The sequence below is a fragment of the Staphylococcus sp. GDY8P120P genome, from assembly GCF_017892065.1.
GTDB lineage: Bacteria > Bacillota > Bacilli > Staphylococcales > Staphylococcaceae > Staphylococcus > Staphylococcus nepalensis.
Map to the genome: position 1 here is coordinate 45,535 of NZ_JAESKI010000012.1, position 16,643 is coordinate 62,177.

A 16,643-nucleotide genomic window follows, 5' to 3' on the forward strand; every position below is an offset into this window, starting at 1 on the left:
ATTTATATAAAAAGCACTGAATAGCTCATTTTGCTATTCAGTGCGAAAATGTCAGAATTCAATTTTTTAATTATATAGATTTTAAATAGGCTTGGCCTTTTTCTTTATCATAAGCGTTTTCCCATTTTGCGATAACAATAGTAGATAAAGCATTGCCTAAAACGTTAACACAAGTTCGTACCATATCTAATAATCTATCTATACCAATAATCAGCGCTAAACCTTCCGCTGGTAATCCCATAGAAGTTAGCGTTGTAATAAGCACGACAATGGATACGCCTGGTACGCCTGCCATACCTTTAGAAGCTACCATTAAAGTGACCATAAGCATTATTTGTTGTCCGATTGACATGTCTATACCATACATTTGCGCAACAAATAATGCTGCTATAGATTGATATAATGCAGAACCATCAAGGTTGAAAGTATATCCGATTGGCACTACAAACGATGTAATGTCTTTTGGTGAACCAAAGTTCTCCATCTTTTTCATTATGATTGGTAATACAGATTCAGAACTAGACGTAGAAAATGCCAATACCAATTCATTTTTTAATATTTTAATAATAGAGAAAATACTAATACCACACATTCTAGCTACAATACCTAATACCACAATAACAAAGAACACCATGGCACCGATAACTACTAATAATAATTTTAATAATGGTAGTAATGCTGCGGCGCCAAAAGTCATTATGGTTGTACAAATAAATGCGAATACACCAATTGGAGCTAATTTCAATATTTTATTTATCATCCAAAATATAGCTTCTAATGAACCATTTAAAAAGTCCTGAACTGGTTGCGCTTTTTTACCAATGGCTGATAATGCAATACCAAAAAATACTGCAAAGAATATAATCGGTAATAATTCTCCTGCGGTTAAAGCTTCAAAAAAGTTTTGCGGTACAATGTTTACAATTGTATCGATAAAATGGTTGCCATATGTAGATTCTTCAGCAGCTTTCGCTGAGGATTCATATGTTGAAATATCACCTTTTGGTAGTTTATCAGGATTTAATCCACTACCTGGTTTAAATATATTTGCAAAAAGTATGCCTAGTCCAATAGCAACTGTTGTTATTATTTCAAAATATAAAATTGTTTTAAAACCGTAACGTCCTACTGTTTTAGATTCACCTAAGTTTGAAATAGACAACGCTAGTGAACAAAAAACAACTGGAATTACAATCATTTTTATTAAATTCAAGAAGATATCGCCAAAAGGCTTAATATAATTTGCAATCTCATCATGTCCATAAAGTAATAGACCTACGATAATACCTAATACCAATGCGATAATAACTTGCATTGGCAAACTTATTCTTCTTATTATTGCCATGATGTTACTCCCCTCTTCTGACATTGCTTAATTATATCAAAATATTTTTTGTTTAGATATAAATTTTTTTGATAAAATTTATAATATTACATTTATATTTTATTATTACTCTATTTATATATATATAAGTAACATTAACCTTTTGTCTAATCCCTAAAAAATCTAGTTGAGTATTAAAGCAATACATAAATAGAAGAGATTTCAACATACTATAATTTCACGTTTCAGCGCTTAAAATCACTTCTCTTTTAGTTATTTTTATATTTGTGTAACATAAATAATCAGTACTATTTTTTAATATTCGTTTCACTTCAAGCGTGAATAAATTGTTATATTACAATATCATTTAACATTCGTTATAGTAAGTAGAAAATCTATGTTATGTGGCTTAAGTTGTAATAAAGTAAGCAATGGATTGAAAGAATAGAAAGTAAAATCTATTTATTATAAAAAATAAACCTGATACATCAATCGATGTCTCAGGTTCTTTTATGATATTGACAGTGGTTGACTAGATTGAGTATGTGAAATAATGATTCCACTCCTCATACTTAAATTAATCATCCGCACGATTTAAAGTTTCCTTTAATGCTTTATCAAAGTCAGTACGTACGATAGGCCCAATTCTATTTTGATATTTATCACCATTCAAAATAAACCCTTCTTTTGTGATATACATCATTTCAATAATTTCTCTCATAAATGGATTGAACCGTCCTATTAATGAAATCATTAGTTTATTTAATGGGATGATGCGCTTTTTATAATTTGTAATTTTACGAATCTTATGAATGATCTCTTTCCCTGAAATGGGATTACTTCCTGGTATATTCCAATTTTCTTCGTATGAAGTTTCTTTTTCTGCAATATTTACAATCATTTTGGCAGCATCTGGTAAATAAATATACTCACGAGACGTTTTCAAATTTCCAATGAAAATTGTATGTTTATTATTTAATACGCCATCTATTGTGGGCTGTAAATATGTGTTTTGAGCACTAGGTCCAAAATAATCAGGTAATCTAACAATTAATGGCTTTGCTTTAGTCCATTTATTTTTATCAAAAATCAAATTTTCAAATTGAAGTCGTATTGCACCTTTTTTCGTATTTGGAAGTTTTGGATGATTTTCATCTCCTTGCGCACACTGACGGCCATATACATATATACCATCAATAATCACTATTTTTTTCTCTAACTTATCTGCTACCTGCATCACGTTTTCTCCGATAATAGGTAATTTCGATTTCATTTCTTGATAAGGTACGTTAGCACATTGAAATATTATATCTACATTTTCAGAAGCTTCTAATATGCTTTGGTAATTAAATATATCGCCTAGTGCATAAGTGAGATTAGCGTTATTATGTTTTTTAATTAAAGTTTCTAGTTTGCGTTTAGATCGCCCAAAAGCAATTACTTGTATATTACGTTGTAGCAATTCATAAACTAACGCTTGACCTGTACCGCCAGTCGCCCCTAAAACAATAACTTTATTCATGTTAACACTTCCTTTTTGTTAGTGATCAATCAATAAATAAACTTCCAAAAAAATAAATAACCATTTCAAATGATTATTTATTTAAATTACGATTTATCAAACTAGGTAAATTTATAAACTGAGAAATATTACATAATATACCTCTCGCTAAAAAAGTAGTAACTTCGTTTTCTGGGTTGTTCACATTTTCATTTTCAAATCTTTTTAACGCATAATCTCTAATTTTTAATAAACCTGTTCTAACTGTATTTTGTATATTTTCTTCTGTCACCGAAAACGCGATCACTTGAATATTAACTTCATTAGGATATTTATTAGAAATCGTTTCATAAGCCGTAATCATATCTTCTACAATATCTGCGTTATTAGATTTAATTTGTTCAAAACTTTCTATAATTCTTTCAAATGCTTGATTTAAAGCCGCAATAAATAATGCTTCTTTTGTTTTAAAAAATTTAAAAACATAGGGTTGCGAAATACCCGCTATAGTCGCTATATGTGCCGTTGTAGTTTTAAAGTAACCATTCTTCGAAAACGCTATTAAACTAGCTTCTAAAATTTCATTTTTTCGTTTCATGCTATTTTTATTTTCCATTTCGGCTCTGCCCCTTTATTTATTGATTGATTAATAAATAATATAAACCTAATAATATTATAATGCAAATTATACATATTAATATTAAAAATAAACTATAAAAGTAAACTATTAGATTCACTTTTACTTTTCACTTAATATATTTACCTCTCATTAATAAAAAATGGCTGACACCCTATATAAATAAGGAATCAGCCAACTTTATATTGCTTTTGCTCTAATCAATAAAATGATAACATCATTAAACAAATAACTTTTTAATCTTTAGGTTTATATTTCTCTTTAAACGTATTATGTTTTGCATCTTTTACATTTTTCTTAGTTTCTTCATCAAAACCTTGTACTAATATCCCCTTAAATGTGCTAACTGGTTGCACAACATAAGTATGTTCTGAATCATCTTTGAATTTAACTTCCTTATAATACAATCCTTTTTTAGCACTATATAAGGTTTTTTCAGATTGGATTTTTTCTGTTAAATGCGTTTCATCCATATAATTATCAACTAATTCCAAATTTTTGTGGCCTTGATACGTCCTTAAACCGAAGAAAAATGCCACTGCTAAAACCAATGAAAGCACCAATAGTCCTAAAATTTTTAAAAACGTCTTCATCTTTAATCTCCTTTTAATAAAAACAATCAATTAAATATTTTTTCATTCACCATTAAACCCATCAACTTTTTGTTAAAATACATAATATTCATATTATGAATGATAATAAATCATTTATAAAGTATTATATCTTTTTGTAACAAAATGTTCTTAAATTATGACTTTAATAAGTGATTAGATTTATTTCAAACAACGAATAAACGTACATTTTTGTTTTAATTTTTCAGATGGTATGTACTTGTATTAAGGTTGAATTTCTTTTAAATAAGCAATATTCAATATGTCTACTCAGATAATACTTAAATAATAGTATAAAAATATTATGAATAAGGTGCACAACAGTTCCTTGACAATGTTCGTGGTTCATAATAAGGTTAAATTTCAAAAGGGGTGATTAAATGGAGGAAAAAATTAGCTACTTAGAAAAACAACTGTGCTTTCTTTTTTATGTTTCTTCTAAAGAAATTATAAAAAAATATACTACCTATTTAAAAGAGTATGATTTAACATACACTGGCTATATTGTTATGCTCGCTATAAAAAATGATGAAAAGATAAACATTAAAACACTTGGTCAACGTGTTTATCTTGACTCAGGGACACTAACACCTTTACTAAAAAAATTAGAGAAGAAAGGATATGTTAGTAGAACACGTGAGATTGATGATGAACGTAATTTACAAATCGCACTTACAGACCAAGGTGCTGAAATTCAAGAGGCATTATCCCATGTTTCTAGAAAAGTTTTTAGTGAATTCGATATGGATATTGAAGAAGCTATTCACTTAAAAGAAACTCTACAAAACTTCGTAAATAAAAATTTTAATAAAGAACTTTAATATATAAAGAGGCAAAGAAAAGTTTGGATGTTATAAATCATACATCTCATTTGAACTTATACTTGCCTCTATTTTTTTAATAAGTCATTTAAATATAATACTTTCAATATTTTGCGAATATCCTTCCATTACACTATGATGAAATTGAAATATAAATTACTTTTAACTTTCATGCTTTGACTTTGACTTTCTTTGACTATTGTATTATAATATGAATATAAGGTTAAAGGAGAGGTGAAAAGATGATGCAAAACACTCAAAATTTTCCAACAGATATAATTGAAAGTTTACTAACTGAGCATCATGATTTTAAAGTAGATGTGTATGAATCAAATGGTGCATATCAAGTCATAGCTGAACTCCCTGGTTATAGCAAAGACGATGTCACTATTCAATTTGAAGATAAAACATTAACGATTCGCGTAACACAAACTTCTACTACAACCGAAAACCAAGATCAATACTTGATTAGAGAGCGCAATTCAAATGAACAAAGTAGACAATTTATATTTAAAAATGTAGATAAAGAAAATATCAAAGCAACAATGGAAGATGGTATTTTAAGTGTTGAATTACCAATTAATCACACAAAAACACAAATTAATATTGACTAAATTATAAACTAAATATAATTAAATTGAAGGAGAGATGTTTTTATGGCTTTCAATATGAGACCTTTTGATAATTCATTTTTCGATGTGAACCCTAGCGATTTTTTCAAAGATTTTGGACGTCAAATCTTCGATCAATTCCCAGGCAGTAGCAATATTAAAACGGATGTTAAAGAATTAGAAGACGCTTACGTAGTAGAAGCTGAATTACCAGGAATGAAAAAAGAAAATATTAATTTACAATTTGAAGATAATATTTTAACAATTGAAGGTAAACAAACCTTCGAAAATAACAAAGAAGATGAAAATGGACGTATTATCCATCAAGAACGTAGCTATAGTGATGTAAAACGACAATACCAATTTGATAATGTTGATGAAAATGGTATTAAAGCTGCGTATGAAAACGGTATGTTAAATGTTACACTACCTAAAAAAGAGAAAGAAGAATCCTCATCTTCTAACATTCAAATAGATTAATCCATCTAAAAAAGGCAACGCTTTAAAATCAAGCGTTGCTTTTTTATTTGTATTACTTTCTAGCTATTTATAAAGTAATCTAAATAAAACAACTACTATTAATGAATAGTTAACTATTTGACTATATTATTATATTAAACAGTGCTTACCTTGTTTCTTTTCAACATATGCATCATTGTTAACAAAGCAATCGTTCCAAATATAGCTAACAATATAAAAGCCAAATGACTTGTTCCTGTCATCATCGTTACATAAGATATAACAATAGGTGGGAAAAAGCCACCTAAGCCCCCCATCATAGAAACAATACCATTTGCAGAACCAGCCTCATTACTAAAGTAAAACGGTACAAGTTTAAAGATAAGCCCATTGCCTAACCCAGCACAAATACTAATGAGTAAACAACCAATTGTAAATAACAGAATATGATTTGAGATGCCTAAAATAATTGCGCCCACAATCATCAAAGAAAAATCAATCATCAATAATATAACGGCATTAAATTTGTCTCCTAATATCCCTCCCAAAGGCCTTAAAAATGTTGCTAATGCTATAAATACGCCCGACCGTAGACCAGCATCTACTTCGCTAATACCAAAGTCTTGTACAAGATAATTAGGTAAAAATAATCCAAATGCCACAAAAGCGCCAAAAGTAATAAAATACCAAAGTGATAAATAATATAATTTCAAATCTTTAAACAGACGTTTAGATTGTTCAATTAAAGGCACTTTAACCTTTTTCTCTTTTGCATCTCCAAATAAAAACATTAAAACTGCAAATAAAGCGATTACGACTAAATAACTTCTCACCGTCGTTTGCCAACCAATGATTGAAGCTATAGGTGGTGCCAAAAATGATGAAATTGCAGTCCCAATATTACCCATACCATATATACCATTTGCTAAGCCGACGCGTTCTTTAGGGAAGTATTTAGGGATAGATGTAACACCAACCGAAAACACAGCGCCACCGACGCCTAGAAAGAATCCTGAAGTCATTAACATCCCTGTTGTTTGAGCTTGACTTAAAAAATAAATTGGAAATAATAAAATAATAAAGCTACAGAAAAAGACCCATTTAGCACCTATGACATTTGTTAAATAACCAAACGGTACTCTTAAAATAGAACCGAGTATAACAGGTATTGCTAATATAATAGAGAGTTGATTCCCAGATATATTAACGTCTTGTGAAATAAAAGGTATTAACGGTGCGATAATACTCCATGCCATGAACCCCACGACTAAACTTAAAGATTGTAAAGTTAATTGAAAACCGCCACTTGCTTTGTTCATTACATTCACCTACATTTACGTTTTTTAATTAAAACACTAGTATTCTACAAATGGCCTACAATAATCATGTATTTCATTATTAAGTATTAAGGAATTAACTATGAAAGGTAAAACTGGTGTAACATTTGAGTCTTTAAAATTTTTAACATCGTAGAATACTAGCTATATAGTTAGTGTAAAATCTTTGTGAAAAAATAAACATAAGGATTATCCCTTAACTTTTGTCAAATTCCCCCTATTTCTATATTCATGAATTGATTATAAATAGTTTGTAAAATCACCCTTATATGCATAAACTTTAGTTCATATCGTCTACTTAACCTAAGGCTTTTATATAAAAAAAAGACCCGTTTGGGTCCATGCTTTTTTATGAAGCATCACTTATCAATGGATTAAATTAACATTACTGATGGCATATGTGTGTTAGCCTATACAACGCGTTTACGCAAATGTATAGTTCTAACCAATCCTTAGAGGAGACAATGAAGTCATTAAAAAACATGTGATTTCTGTCCTATTCTCGGCGTTATGGTTTTACATGAATATATTATCTAATAAACTAAAAATCAACTAGTTTTTTCTTCATCGCATATGCTACTAATTCAGGTTTCGATTTTAGTTCCAATTTTTGCATAATATGTGTCTTATGCGCTTCTACTGTTTTGACCGATACAAATAATTGTTCTGCTATTTCTTTATTACCATAGCCTTTTGCAATCAAAGGTAATATTTCAATTTCTCTTTTAGATAAAATTTTAAAAGGATCTGATGTTGAAGCTATATCTTGTGAAGTATTACTAATAAATTCATTTACAAGAGAAGTGGTTAGTTTCATATCTACATATGTCTCACCTTTATAAACAGTTCTAATTGCTAAAATGAGCTGCTCATCTGGAGCATTTTTTAAAATATAACCTTTTGCTCCATTTTTTAATACATGAAATAAGTATTCTTCATCATCATACATTGTTAATATTAAGATTTTTGTATCAGGGAAACTTTCAGCTATTTTACTGGTTGCTATTAGCCCAGATTCTCCTGGGGGCATACTCAAGTCCATCATTAATACATCCGGTTTATGTTTCATTACTTTTTGATATGCTTCTACACCATCAGCAGCAGTTCCCACAACTTCCATATCGTCCTGGTAGTTTAGAATCATAGAAAACCCTGTTCTGACAACCGCGTGATCATCTGCAATAACTATTCTCAAAATTAACTTCTCCTTACTCCCTTAAATTGGCACTTCTAAAGTCACAATCGTTCCTCTCCCAATTTGGCTATCAACATTCACTTCCGCATTAACTAATTCAGCGCGCTCATGCATGCCATAAAGCCCTAAACCAGTTCCTTGTGGTTGGTCTGTTTTAATAAATCCTCTACCTCTATCAACAACTTCAGCAATTAATCTATTATGATTATAATGTAAATCAATATCTACTTTATCGATATTAGCGTACTTAATGGCATTAAATAGTGCCTCTTGTACCACACGGTAAACAACCGTTTCAATTTCATTATCGAATCGTTGGGCATCTAAATTGGAATGATAAACAATTTTCATTCCATAATTCGATTCAACTTGTTTGAAATATGTTTTAAACGCTGCATCTAAACCTAAATCATCTAAAGAAGATGGTCTTAATTCAACAGATAAATTGCGTATATCATCTATAAGCTTGGACATCAACCCTTCGATGTGTTTTGAATCTTCAAGCAAATCAGCCATTTCTTGCTGATATTTTAATAATCTCAGCTCTACATCTATATTCAACATTTCTTGAACAACGCTATCATGCAATTCTCTAGAAATACGTTTTCTTTCATTCTCTTGTGCAGAAATTGTTTTTTGCATCATCTTACGTTGGTACATTTTATCATGACGCTCAATTTGCGGAGAAACATTTTGTAGAGTGAATACTTTAATGTCATTGATTGGATCAATCGTTTGGTATGTAGCAGTAAATGGCTCAACAGTACCTCTATTTGTTTTCATAAAAACCTGAAAACTTGTGTTTCCTACTTCTTCAGCTTCAAGAAAGCAATTTTTGCATGATTGTAAATCAAATTCATTTGTATAACCATCACATCGATTACATATAACATGAGTCATATCACGATAGTTCTCATCATTGGAAATAATATCTTTTGCAGCTTGATTCTTAGCAATGACTTTACCTTCATTATCAACGAATACTATCTTTTCTCTTGTGTTATTAAAATACTGCAATAATAATTGACTCATATCTTCCATCTGATTTATTTGCACTATCATCACCTAGTCTTCTTCTTTAAAAATACCTAACACATCACTTATTGAAAGTGTAGCATGCGCTAAAGGTAAGTTTTTTCTATTTCTCTGTCCTAAAAGCAAAACACCGTACACCTTATGGTTGTACCATAAAGGGATTGCCACCATTGCAGTTAAACATTCAGTTAAAACAATCGGATATTTATATTTTTCTGAAGGTAATAAACATTGGTCTACATTTTCAATAATCATACGTTTACCTGTCTTCATAACATTACCAGCAAGCCCTTTACCTTTTCTCAAGACAATCAGTTTATATCTAGTATTCAGATTGCCTGAAACATAATGCCATTTAATAGGTGATATTTGATTTTCTTGCTCATAAAACGCTAATCCCGCAAAGTCAAAACCTTCTCTTGTTCTAATTAAATCCAAAGCTGCTTGGTAATCAATCTTTTTATTTAAAAGCAATGAACTCAATATACGGCCCCCTTTTATACTTTATGTTTACGATAAATAATATAACTTCTACTCACATATGTTAATGGCACACTCCACACATGAACTAGTCTCGTAAATGGCCATAATGCCATAATTGTAAATCCTAACAACACATGGAATTTAAATGAGAGTGGTACATTTGCCATCAAAGCTGCATCTGGTGAAAAGATAAATAAATTTCTGAACCAAATTGATATGGATGCACGATAATCAAAATCGGGCGTCACAGCGTTAGTAACTAAAGTAGCGTAACACCCCATACAAACAATCAGTAATAATAAAAGGTTAACAATGATATCTGAAGCTGAACTGAGCTTTCTAATATTTTTTTGAGTGATGCGTCGTGCAGTTAATAACAACATACCTACCAATGTTATTATACCAAATATACTACCAATATACACTGCCCCTATATGATATAAATGATCGTTAACGCCAACCGCTCGTAACCAAGAAGCTGGAATAATTAAACCAACAAAGTGTCCAACCGCTACTGGAATAATGCCTAAATGGAACATGAGGCTCCCCCACCTCAAGCGTTTTTTTTCTATAAATTCACTCGATTTTGCCGTCCATGAAAACTTATCAAATTTAAATCTTGCAATATGTCCAATAAAAAATATAGCGATACATAGGTAAGGAAATATAACCCATAAGAATTGATTAAACATTTGCTTTCACCTCATTTGTTGGCTCAATACACGCTTTTAGCGTTTCTCTTAAAGCTTTAACCAAATAATAATAAGGGCTATCTTGTTCTGCCAATTGATTTGCCATAGCGTACGTACCATCTTCAATAATCATAATGACAAACTCAATATTGCTTTTTGCTCTTGGGTCATTTTGCCATTGTGCAATATATAAAAATTCCAGCATTAGTGGTAAAAAATCAGATAACTCATTGTCCGCCATTTTCAAACCAAACATTTCGTATAGTACTTTTAATTTAGCTAATAATTGTCCCCGTTCTTTTTGAGTATCAAATTTATTATAAGTCATATACAACGGCGCCTTCTTATTAAAATCAAACGTGTCAGAATAGAGTTGTTGAACCTCTAAAAAACGATATGCATGTATGCGCTCTCGATATATAATAAGGTTATGATAAGCTGGATGGTCTGGATGAATGATACTTTCAAATGGTTTAGGATGTAATGTCAATTTTTCAGGAAAATCTAATTGTTGAGCGAAATATCCGAGTGTTTCTTGAAATGATTTAAATTGTGCGATATTAATCACGGAAAATCCCTCCATAGAAATTATCATTATATATCTCTTGCCCCGATTTTTCTGAAGCTGTGCCTACAGGCACGCCGCACCCTTCGCAATTTGAACCAAAATATTCTCCTCCATATCCTTGACTGCCTTGTGCATGGTACGTATCCATATAGGCTTCTTTATGAGAAGTTGGAATAACAAATCGATCTTCATGCTTAGCAATAGCAAGTAAACGATACATATCTTTAGTTTGACGTTCGGTCAAACCTAATCTCTGTAACTTATCTTCATCAAATGGTTTATTCGTAACTTGGGCGCGCATGTAACTTCTCATCATCGCCATTCTTTGCAGTGCTTCTTTGACTGGTTCAGTTTTTCCCGCTGTAAGTAAACTTGCTAAATATTGTATTGGTAAACGCATTTCTTCAATAGCCGGGAAAATCATATCAGGATTTCTATTGGCATCCATCGCCGTTTTACCCTCGAAATAACTCATAATTGGACTTAGTGGAGGGCAATACCAAACCATCGGCATTGTGCGGTATTCTGGATGTAATGGGAATGCGAGTTTATATTCAATAGCTAATTTATAGACAGGTGAATTTTGCGCCGCTTCAATCCATTCCATAGAAATGCCATCTTTTTGTGCTTGTTCAACCACGCTTTCATCATATGGGTTTAAAAATAAATCTAATTGTTTTTCATATAAATCTTGGTCATTTTCTGTTGTAGCTGCTTCTTCAACTCTATCAGCATCGTATAAAAGTACTCCTAAATATCTCATTCGTCCTGTACACGTTTCTGAGCAAACTGTTGGTAAACCAGCTTCAATTCGTGGGAAACAAAATGTACATTTTTCAGCTTTATTTGTCTTCCAATTAAAATAAACTTTTTTGTAAGGACAACCTGTCATACAGTATCTCCAACCGCGACACGCTTCTTGGTCAACCAAGACAATACCATCTTCATCTCGTTTATACATAGCACCTGAAGGGCATGAAGCTACACAACTTGGGTTTAAGCAATGTTCACATAATCTAGGTAAGTACATCATAAACGTTTGATCAAATTTAAATTGAATATCTTCTTCAATACGTTGAACATTAGGATCTTCGGGACCTGTTACGTGTCCTCCAGCTAAATCATCTTCCCAATTTGGCCCCCATTTTAAATCTAATTTATCTCCTGAAATAATAGAGTGGGCTTTTGCTACTGGTGAATGATTTCCTGCTTTGGCTGTAGTTAAATGTTCGTAATTATAAGTCCACGGCTCATAATAATCTTTGATTACAGGCATATCTGGATTGTAAAATATTTTTCCAAGCGCGATTTTTGCCCATTTACTACCAGACTTGAGTTCTAATTTTCCTTTTTTATTTAAAACCCAACCACCTTTATAATGTGACTGATCTTCCCATCTTTTTGGATACCCAATGCCTGGTTTTGTTTCAACGTTATTGAACCACATATATTCTGCGCCGGGGCGATTAGTCCAAGTGCTTTTACATGTAACGCTACATGTATGACAACCAATGCATTTATCTAAATTCAATACCATTGCAATTTGTGCTTTAATCTTCAAGCCAGTCTACCTCCTTCAGTTTTCTCACTGCTACATAAACATCTCTTTGATTACCTATCGGCCCGTAATAATTAAAGTGGTAACTGATCTGAGCATAACCTCCAACGAGCTGTGTTGGTTTTAAATGTATACGTGTAGGTGCGTTGTGCGATCCGCCCCGCGTATCCGTTAATTGCGAGCCAGGTGTTTCAATATGTTTATCTTGTGCGTGATACATAAACATTGTCCCTCTCGGCATACGATGTGATACTACTGCTCTAGCTGTTACAACACCATTACGGTTATACACTTCCAACCATTCATTATCTAGAATGTCATGTACTTTCGCATCTTCAGATGAAATCCACACTGTTGGTCCTCCCCTAAACAATGTCAACATGTGCTGATTATCTTGATAAGTGGAGTGGATATTCCATTTGCCATGAGGTGTTAAATAACGTAGTACAAGAGTATTTTGATCCATCGTCACTTTCTTGTCTCTCGCACCGAATACCATCGGCGGTAATGTTGGTTTATAAACAGGCAAATTCTCGCCAAATTGTTGGAAAATTTCATGGTCAATGTAATAGCTTTGTCTTCCAGTTAATGTTCTAAATGGTACTAAGCGTTCTACATTCGTTGTAAATGGTGAATATCTTTGGCCATTTTTATTAGAACCCGGGAAAACCGCTGTCGGTATAACTTCTCTAGGTTGTGCCGTAATATTTAAAAACGAAATTTTTTCAGAAGCACGTTCACTTGAAATATCTTTCAATGGCATACCTGTTTGTTGCTCTAAATCTTCATAAGATTTTTGAGATAATTTGCCATTTGTTGCTGAAGAAAGATTTAACACTACATCTGCGGCGCGCCTTGCGGTATCTATTCTAGGCCGTTCATGCTTGATTGAACGCGCATCTGCATCGCTCCATGTACCTACCATACTTTTTAATTCTTCATATTGTTCGGCAACAGTAAAGCTCACACCATGCGCACCTATTTTTGCCTTTTCAAGCAGTGGACCTACCGTAATAAATTTGTCATAAATTTTTGTATAATCCCTATCAACCACTGCAAACCCGGGCATCGTTTTACCTGGGACTGCCTCTATTTCACCTTTAGTCCAATCTTTAACAATGCCATTAACATTGGAGATTTCTTGCGATGTATCATGTGCCAAAGGCGTTGTGATTACATCTTTATAGACACCATTTAAGTGGGTTTTCGCTGTTTCAGATAATGCTTTACTCAATGTTTTAAAAATATCCCAGTCTGAGCGAGACTCCCATAGTGGATCGATGGCTGGATTAAATGGATGCACAAATGGATGCATGTCTGTAGACGATAAATCGTGTTTTTCGTACCACGTTGCAGCCGGTAAAATGATATCTGAATATAAAGGTGTAGCAGTCATTCTGAAATCTAATGATATAAGCAAATCTAATTTACCTTCTGTATCATCTCTCCACTTGATTTCTTCAGGCTTAGCTTCTTCGTTAGGTTCAGCCATCAAACCAGATTTAGCTCCAAGTAAATGTTTCATAAAATATTCTTGTCCTTTTGCGGAACTTGAAATTAAATTTGAGCGCCATAAAAATAAAGTTTTTGGATGATTTTTCTTTAAATCAGGGTCTTCGATTGCAAATTTAGTTTCTCTAGCTTTAACTGAATCGATGGCCCTTTTTAATATTGCCTCATTATTAAACTCACCATTATCTCTAGCTTCTTCACCAAATGCCAAACTATTTTTATCAAATTGTGGATATGATGGTAACCATCCTAATTTTGCAGCTAATACGTTATAATCTGCCGGATGTTGATGTTTAATATTCTCTGCCAACGGAGATTTAATACTATCTACATTAGATTCTTCATATTTCCACTGGTCCGTAGCGAAATAAAACCAACTTGTACCATTTTGTAATCGAGGCGGGCCTTGCCAATCTTTTGCAAATGCTATTGTATTCCAACCTTCAATTGGTCTACATTTCTCTTGACCAACATAATGCGCCCAACCGCCGCCATTAACGCCTTGACAACCACACAGTAATACAAGGTTCAAAATAGAACGATAAATTGTATCTGAATTAAACCAGTGGTTAATGCCGGCGCCCATGATAATCATAGACTTTCCTTTGGTATCTATCGCATTTTGTGCAAATTCTCTTGCAACTTGCGTTACTACGCTTGATTTAACACTGGTGATTTTTTCTTGCCAAGCAGGCGTATAATATGATGTGGCATCTTCGTATCCCTTTGCTTCTAATTCATGCCCAAAGCGCTGTATGCCATATTGACTCGTCATCAGGTCATATACCGTAGCAACGTATTTTTGTTCACCGTTGGCTAATGTTATTTCCTTAACAGCAATCGGCCTTTCAAAAATACCGTTTCCTTCGTTATCAAAGAACGGAAATTGAATCTGCTTTAATTCATATTCATCTTCTACAAGACTTAAAACGGGTTCTATTTTGTTACCATTTTCGTTTTCTAATTTAAGATTCCACTGTTTACCTTCTTCCCAACGTTGACCCATTGTGCCATTTGGTACAGTTAATTGTTGTGTCAATTTATCAAAAACAACTGGTTTCCAATCGCTGTGTGCTGTTTGTGTTCCTATGTCTTCTGCTCTTAAGAAACGTCCTGCCTTGTATCCATTTTCGTCTTCGTCTAACATGATAATAAACGGCATATCTGTGTATTGTTTAGCATAATTAATAAAATATGGGTTAGGATGATTAACATAATATTCTTGTAAAATAACATGTGTCATGGCTTGTGCAACTGCTGCATCAGTTCCTGGATGTGGTGCTAACCAATTATCTGCAAATTTAACGTTTTCTGCGTAATCCGGTGCAACTGAAATAACTTTAGTACCTCTATAACGGACTTCTGTCATAAAATGTGCGTCTGGTGTCCTTGTTAGAGGCACGTTAGAACCCCACATCATAATATATGAAGCATTATACCAATCGCTTGATTCTGGAACGTCTGTTTGTTCTCCCCAAATCTGTGGTGATGCAGGCGGTAAATCTGCGTACCAATCATAAAAACTTAACATCTCACCACCAAGCAAGCTGACAAAACGCGCACCAGAAGCGTAACTCAACATAGACATAGCAGGGATTGGAGTAAAGCCTGCGATTCTATCTGGTCCAAATTTTTTAATTGTGTAAATGATTTGAGCTGAAATTAATTTAGAAACATCTTTCCAATTTGTTCGTACAAGGCCACCCTTTCCACGTGCTTGTTTATAAATTTTAGCCTTTTCTTCATCTTCTACAATCGATGCCCATGCAGCTACTGTATTGTTGTGATGCTTTTCTAATGCATCTGTCCATAATTCCCATAATTTACCACGAATATATGGATAACGAATTCTTAAAGGGCTATACTCATACCAAGAAAACGATGCACCACGCGGGCAACCTCTAGGCTCAAACTCAGGCATATCTGGGCCGCAACTTGGATAATCGGTTTGTTGGTTCTCCCATGTAATAACGCCGTTTTTCACAAACACTTTCCATGAACACGAACCCGTACAATTGACGCCATGGGTTGTTCTTACGACTTTGTCGTGGCTCCAACGTTCTCGATACATTTTTTCCCATTCTCTACTTTTACTTTCTAATACAGACCAATCACCATTGAATTTTTCAGTTGGTCTGAAAAACTTCATTCCAAACTTTTTCATTTTATACACCCTCTCAACATCGTTACCTATAAAATCTATATCATATGCATATCTGTGTTGTAGTTATCTTTTTGCTTTTCTTAATTAAATTGTACTTTTTTTCACAAATTCTATATATTAGGGATTTACCTAATT

Annotated in this window: 15 protein-coding genes; 3 read left to right on the top strand and 12 right to left on the bottom strand. The window is 32.7% G+C overall.

All coding sequences use genetic code 11. The features are described from left to right. Nucleotides 1-70: 70 nt before the first annotated feature. The 4 genes from KA900_RS08705 to KA900_RS08720 all read right to left on the bottom strand — a co-directional run bounded on the left by KA900_RS08705 (nucleotide 71) and on the right by KA900_RS08720 (nucleotide 4,055). Nucleotides 71-1,345 carry a cation:dicarboxylate symporter family transporter gene (locus tag KA900_RS08705; RefSeq protein ID WP_210139449.1) on the bottom strand — a complete coding sequence of 425 codons (1,275 nt, stop codon included), beginning with the start codon at nucleotides 1,343-1,345 and terminating at the stop codon, nucleotides 71-73. 556 nt (nucleotides 1,346-1,901) lie between these two features. Continuing rightward, a complete protein-coding gene (locus KA900_RS08710) occupies nucleotides 1,902-2,846 on the bottom strand; it encodes an SDR family NAD(P)-dependent oxidoreductase (RefSeq protein WP_103373764.1) in 945 nt (314 codons plus the stop codon). A gap of 73 nt (nucleotides 2,847-2,919) precedes the next feature. Beyond that, nucleotides 2,920-3,441, bottom strand: coding sequence for a TetR/AcrR family transcriptional regulator (locus KA900_RS08715; RefSeq protein ID WP_115341973.1), 522 nt, complete (start codon nucleotides 3,439-3,441; stop codon nucleotides 2,920-2,922). A gap of 257 nt (nucleotides 3,442-3,698) precedes the next feature. After that, the gene (locus tag KA900_RS08720; protein WP_096808533.1) at nucleotides 3,699-4,055 is read right to left on the bottom strand and encodes a DUF3139 domain-containing protein; all 357 of its coding nucleotides are present in this window, start codon (nucleotides 4,053-4,055) and stop codon (nucleotides 3,699-3,701) included. A gap of 398 nt (nucleotides 4,056-4,453) precedes the next feature. Between KA900_RS08720 and KA900_RS08725 the strand changes: the two genes are divergently transcribed. The 3 genes from KA900_RS08725 (at nucleotide 4,454) to KA900_RS08735 (ending at nucleotide 5,985) form a co-directional block, all read left to right on the top strand. After that, nucleotides 4,454-4,894, top strand: coding sequence for a MarR family winged helix-turn-helix transcriptional regulator (locus KA900_RS08725; protein ID WP_096808532.1), 441 nt, complete (start codon nucleotides 4,454-4,456; stop codon nucleotides 4,892-4,894). A gap of 242 nt (nucleotides 4,895-5,136) precedes the next feature. After that, nucleotides 5,137-5,508: an Hsp20 family protein gene (locus KA900_RS08730; RefSeq protein ID WP_103372688.1), complete on the top strand. Its 372-nt coding sequence runs from the start codon at nucleotides 5,137-5,139 to the stop codon at nucleotides 5,506-5,508. Between the two features lie 42 nt (nucleotides 5,509-5,550). Then, nucleotides 5,551-5,985: an Hsp20/alpha crystallin family protein gene (locus KA900_RS08735; RefSeq protein WP_096808530.1), complete on the top strand. Its 435-nt coding sequence runs from the start codon at nucleotides 5,551-5,553 to the stop codon at nucleotides 5,983-5,985. Between the two features lie 134 nt (nucleotides 5,986-6,119). On the opposite strand, the gene KA900_RS08740 is transcribed toward KA900_RS08735, so the two are convergent. From KA900_RS08740 to KA900_RS08775, 8 genes are all read right to left on the bottom strand, one after another. Then, the gene (locus KA900_RS08740; RefSeq protein WP_119487912.1) at nucleotides 6,120-7,283 is read right to left on the bottom strand and encodes a nitrate/nitrite transporter; all 1,164 of its coding nucleotides are present in this window, start codon (nucleotides 7,281-7,283) and stop codon (nucleotides 6,120-6,122) included. A 559-nt stretch (nucleotides 7,284-7,842) separates the two neighbouring features. Next, nucleotides 7,843-8,496 carry a nitrate respiration regulation response regulator NreC gene (gene nreC / locus KA900_RS08745; RefSeq protein WP_119487911.1) on the bottom strand — a complete coding sequence of 218 codons (654 nt, stop codon included), beginning with the start codon at nucleotides 8,494-8,496 and terminating at the stop codon, nucleotides 7,843-7,845. Nucleotides 8,497-8,517: 21 nt separating this feature from the next. Then, complete coding sequence (locus KA900_RS08750) at nucleotides 8,518-9,558, bottom strand: sensor histidine kinase (RefSeq protein ID WP_096811195.1); 1,041 nt, start codon at nucleotides 9,556-9,558, stop codon at nucleotides 8,518-8,520. Between the two features lie 3 nt (nucleotides 9,559-9,561). Continuing rightward, entirely contained in the window at nucleotides 9,562-10,014 is a 453-nt protein-coding gene (nreA, locus tag KA900_RS08755) for a nitrate respiration regulation accessory nitrate sensor NreA (protein WP_096808527.1), read from the bottom strand. A 14-nt stretch (nucleotides 10,015-10,028) separates the two neighbouring features. Then, entirely contained in the window at nucleotides 10,029-10,706 is a 678-nt protein-coding gene (gene narI / locus KA900_RS08760; protein WP_096808526.1) for a respiratory nitrate reductase subunit gamma, read from the bottom strand. Beyond that, nucleotides 10,699-11,274 (bottom strand): nitrate reductase molybdenum cofactor assembly chaperone, encoded by a 576-nt coding sequence (narJ, locus tag KA900_RS08765; RefSeq protein WP_096808525.1) that lies wholly within the window; start codon nucleotides 11,272-11,274, stop codon nucleotides 10,699-10,701. Before narJ ends, narI begins: the two co-directional genes overlap by 8 nt. Beyond that, nucleotides 11,267-12,835 carry a nitrate reductase subunit beta gene (gene narH / locus KA900_RS08770; RefSeq protein ID WP_103372691.1) on the bottom strand — a complete coding sequence of 523 codons (1,569 nt, stop codon included), beginning with the start codon at nucleotides 12,833-12,835 and terminating at the stop codon, nucleotides 11,267-11,269. Before narH ends, narJ begins: the two co-directional genes overlap by 8 nt. After that, a complete protein-coding gene (locus KA900_RS08775; RefSeq protein ID WP_096808523.1) occupies nucleotides 12,825-16,508 on the bottom strand; it encodes a nitrate reductase subunit alpha in 3,684 nt (1,227 codons plus the stop codon). The genes narH and KA900_RS08775 overlap by 11 nt, the downstream gene beginning before the upstream one ends. Nucleotides 16,509-16,643: the final 135 nt, after the last annotated feature.

Coding starts and splice junctions, on each gene's coding strand:
- narI (WP_096808526.1), bottom strand. CDS start 10,706: ATGTTTAATCAATTCTTATGGGTTATATTTCCTTACCTATGTATCGCT.
- KA900_RS08705 (WP_210139449.1), bottom strand. CDS start 1,345: ATGGCAATAATAAGAAGAATAAGTTTGCCAATGCAAGTTATTATCGCA.
- KA900_RS08720 (WP_096808533.1), bottom strand. CDS start 4,055: ATGAAGACGTTTTTAAAAATTTTAGGACTATTGGTGCTTTCATTGGTT.
- KA900_RS08735 (WP_096808530.1), top strand. CDS start 5,551: ATGGCTTTCAATATGAGACCTTTTGATAATTCATTTTTCGATGTGAAC.
- KA900_RS08775 (WP_096808523.1), bottom strand. CDS start 16,508: ATGAAAAAGTTTGGAATGAAGTTTTTCAGACCAACTGAAAAATTCAAT.
- KA900_RS08725 (WP_096808532.1), top strand. CDS start 4,454: ATGGAGGAAAAAATTAGCTACTTAGAAAAACAACTGTGCTTTCTTTTT.
- KA900_RS08715 (WP_115341973.1), bottom strand. CDS start 3,441: ATGGAAAATAAAAATAGCATGAAACGAAAAAATGAAATTTTAGAAGCT.
- KA900_RS08740 (WP_119487912.1), bottom strand. CDS start 7,283: ATGAACAAAGCAAGTGGCGGTTTTCAATTAACTTTACAATCTTTAAGT.
- KA900_RS08750 (WP_096811195.1), bottom strand. CDS start 9,558: ATGATAGTGCAAATAAATCAGATGGAAGATATGAGTCAATTATTATTG.
- KA900_RS08710 (WP_103373764.1), bottom strand. CDS start 2,846: ATGAATAAAGTTATTGTTTTAGGGGCGACTGGCGGTACAGGTCAAGCG.
- KA900_RS08730 (WP_103372688.1), top strand. CDS start 5,137: ATGATGCAAAACACTCAAAATTTTCCAACAGATATAATTGAAAGTTTA.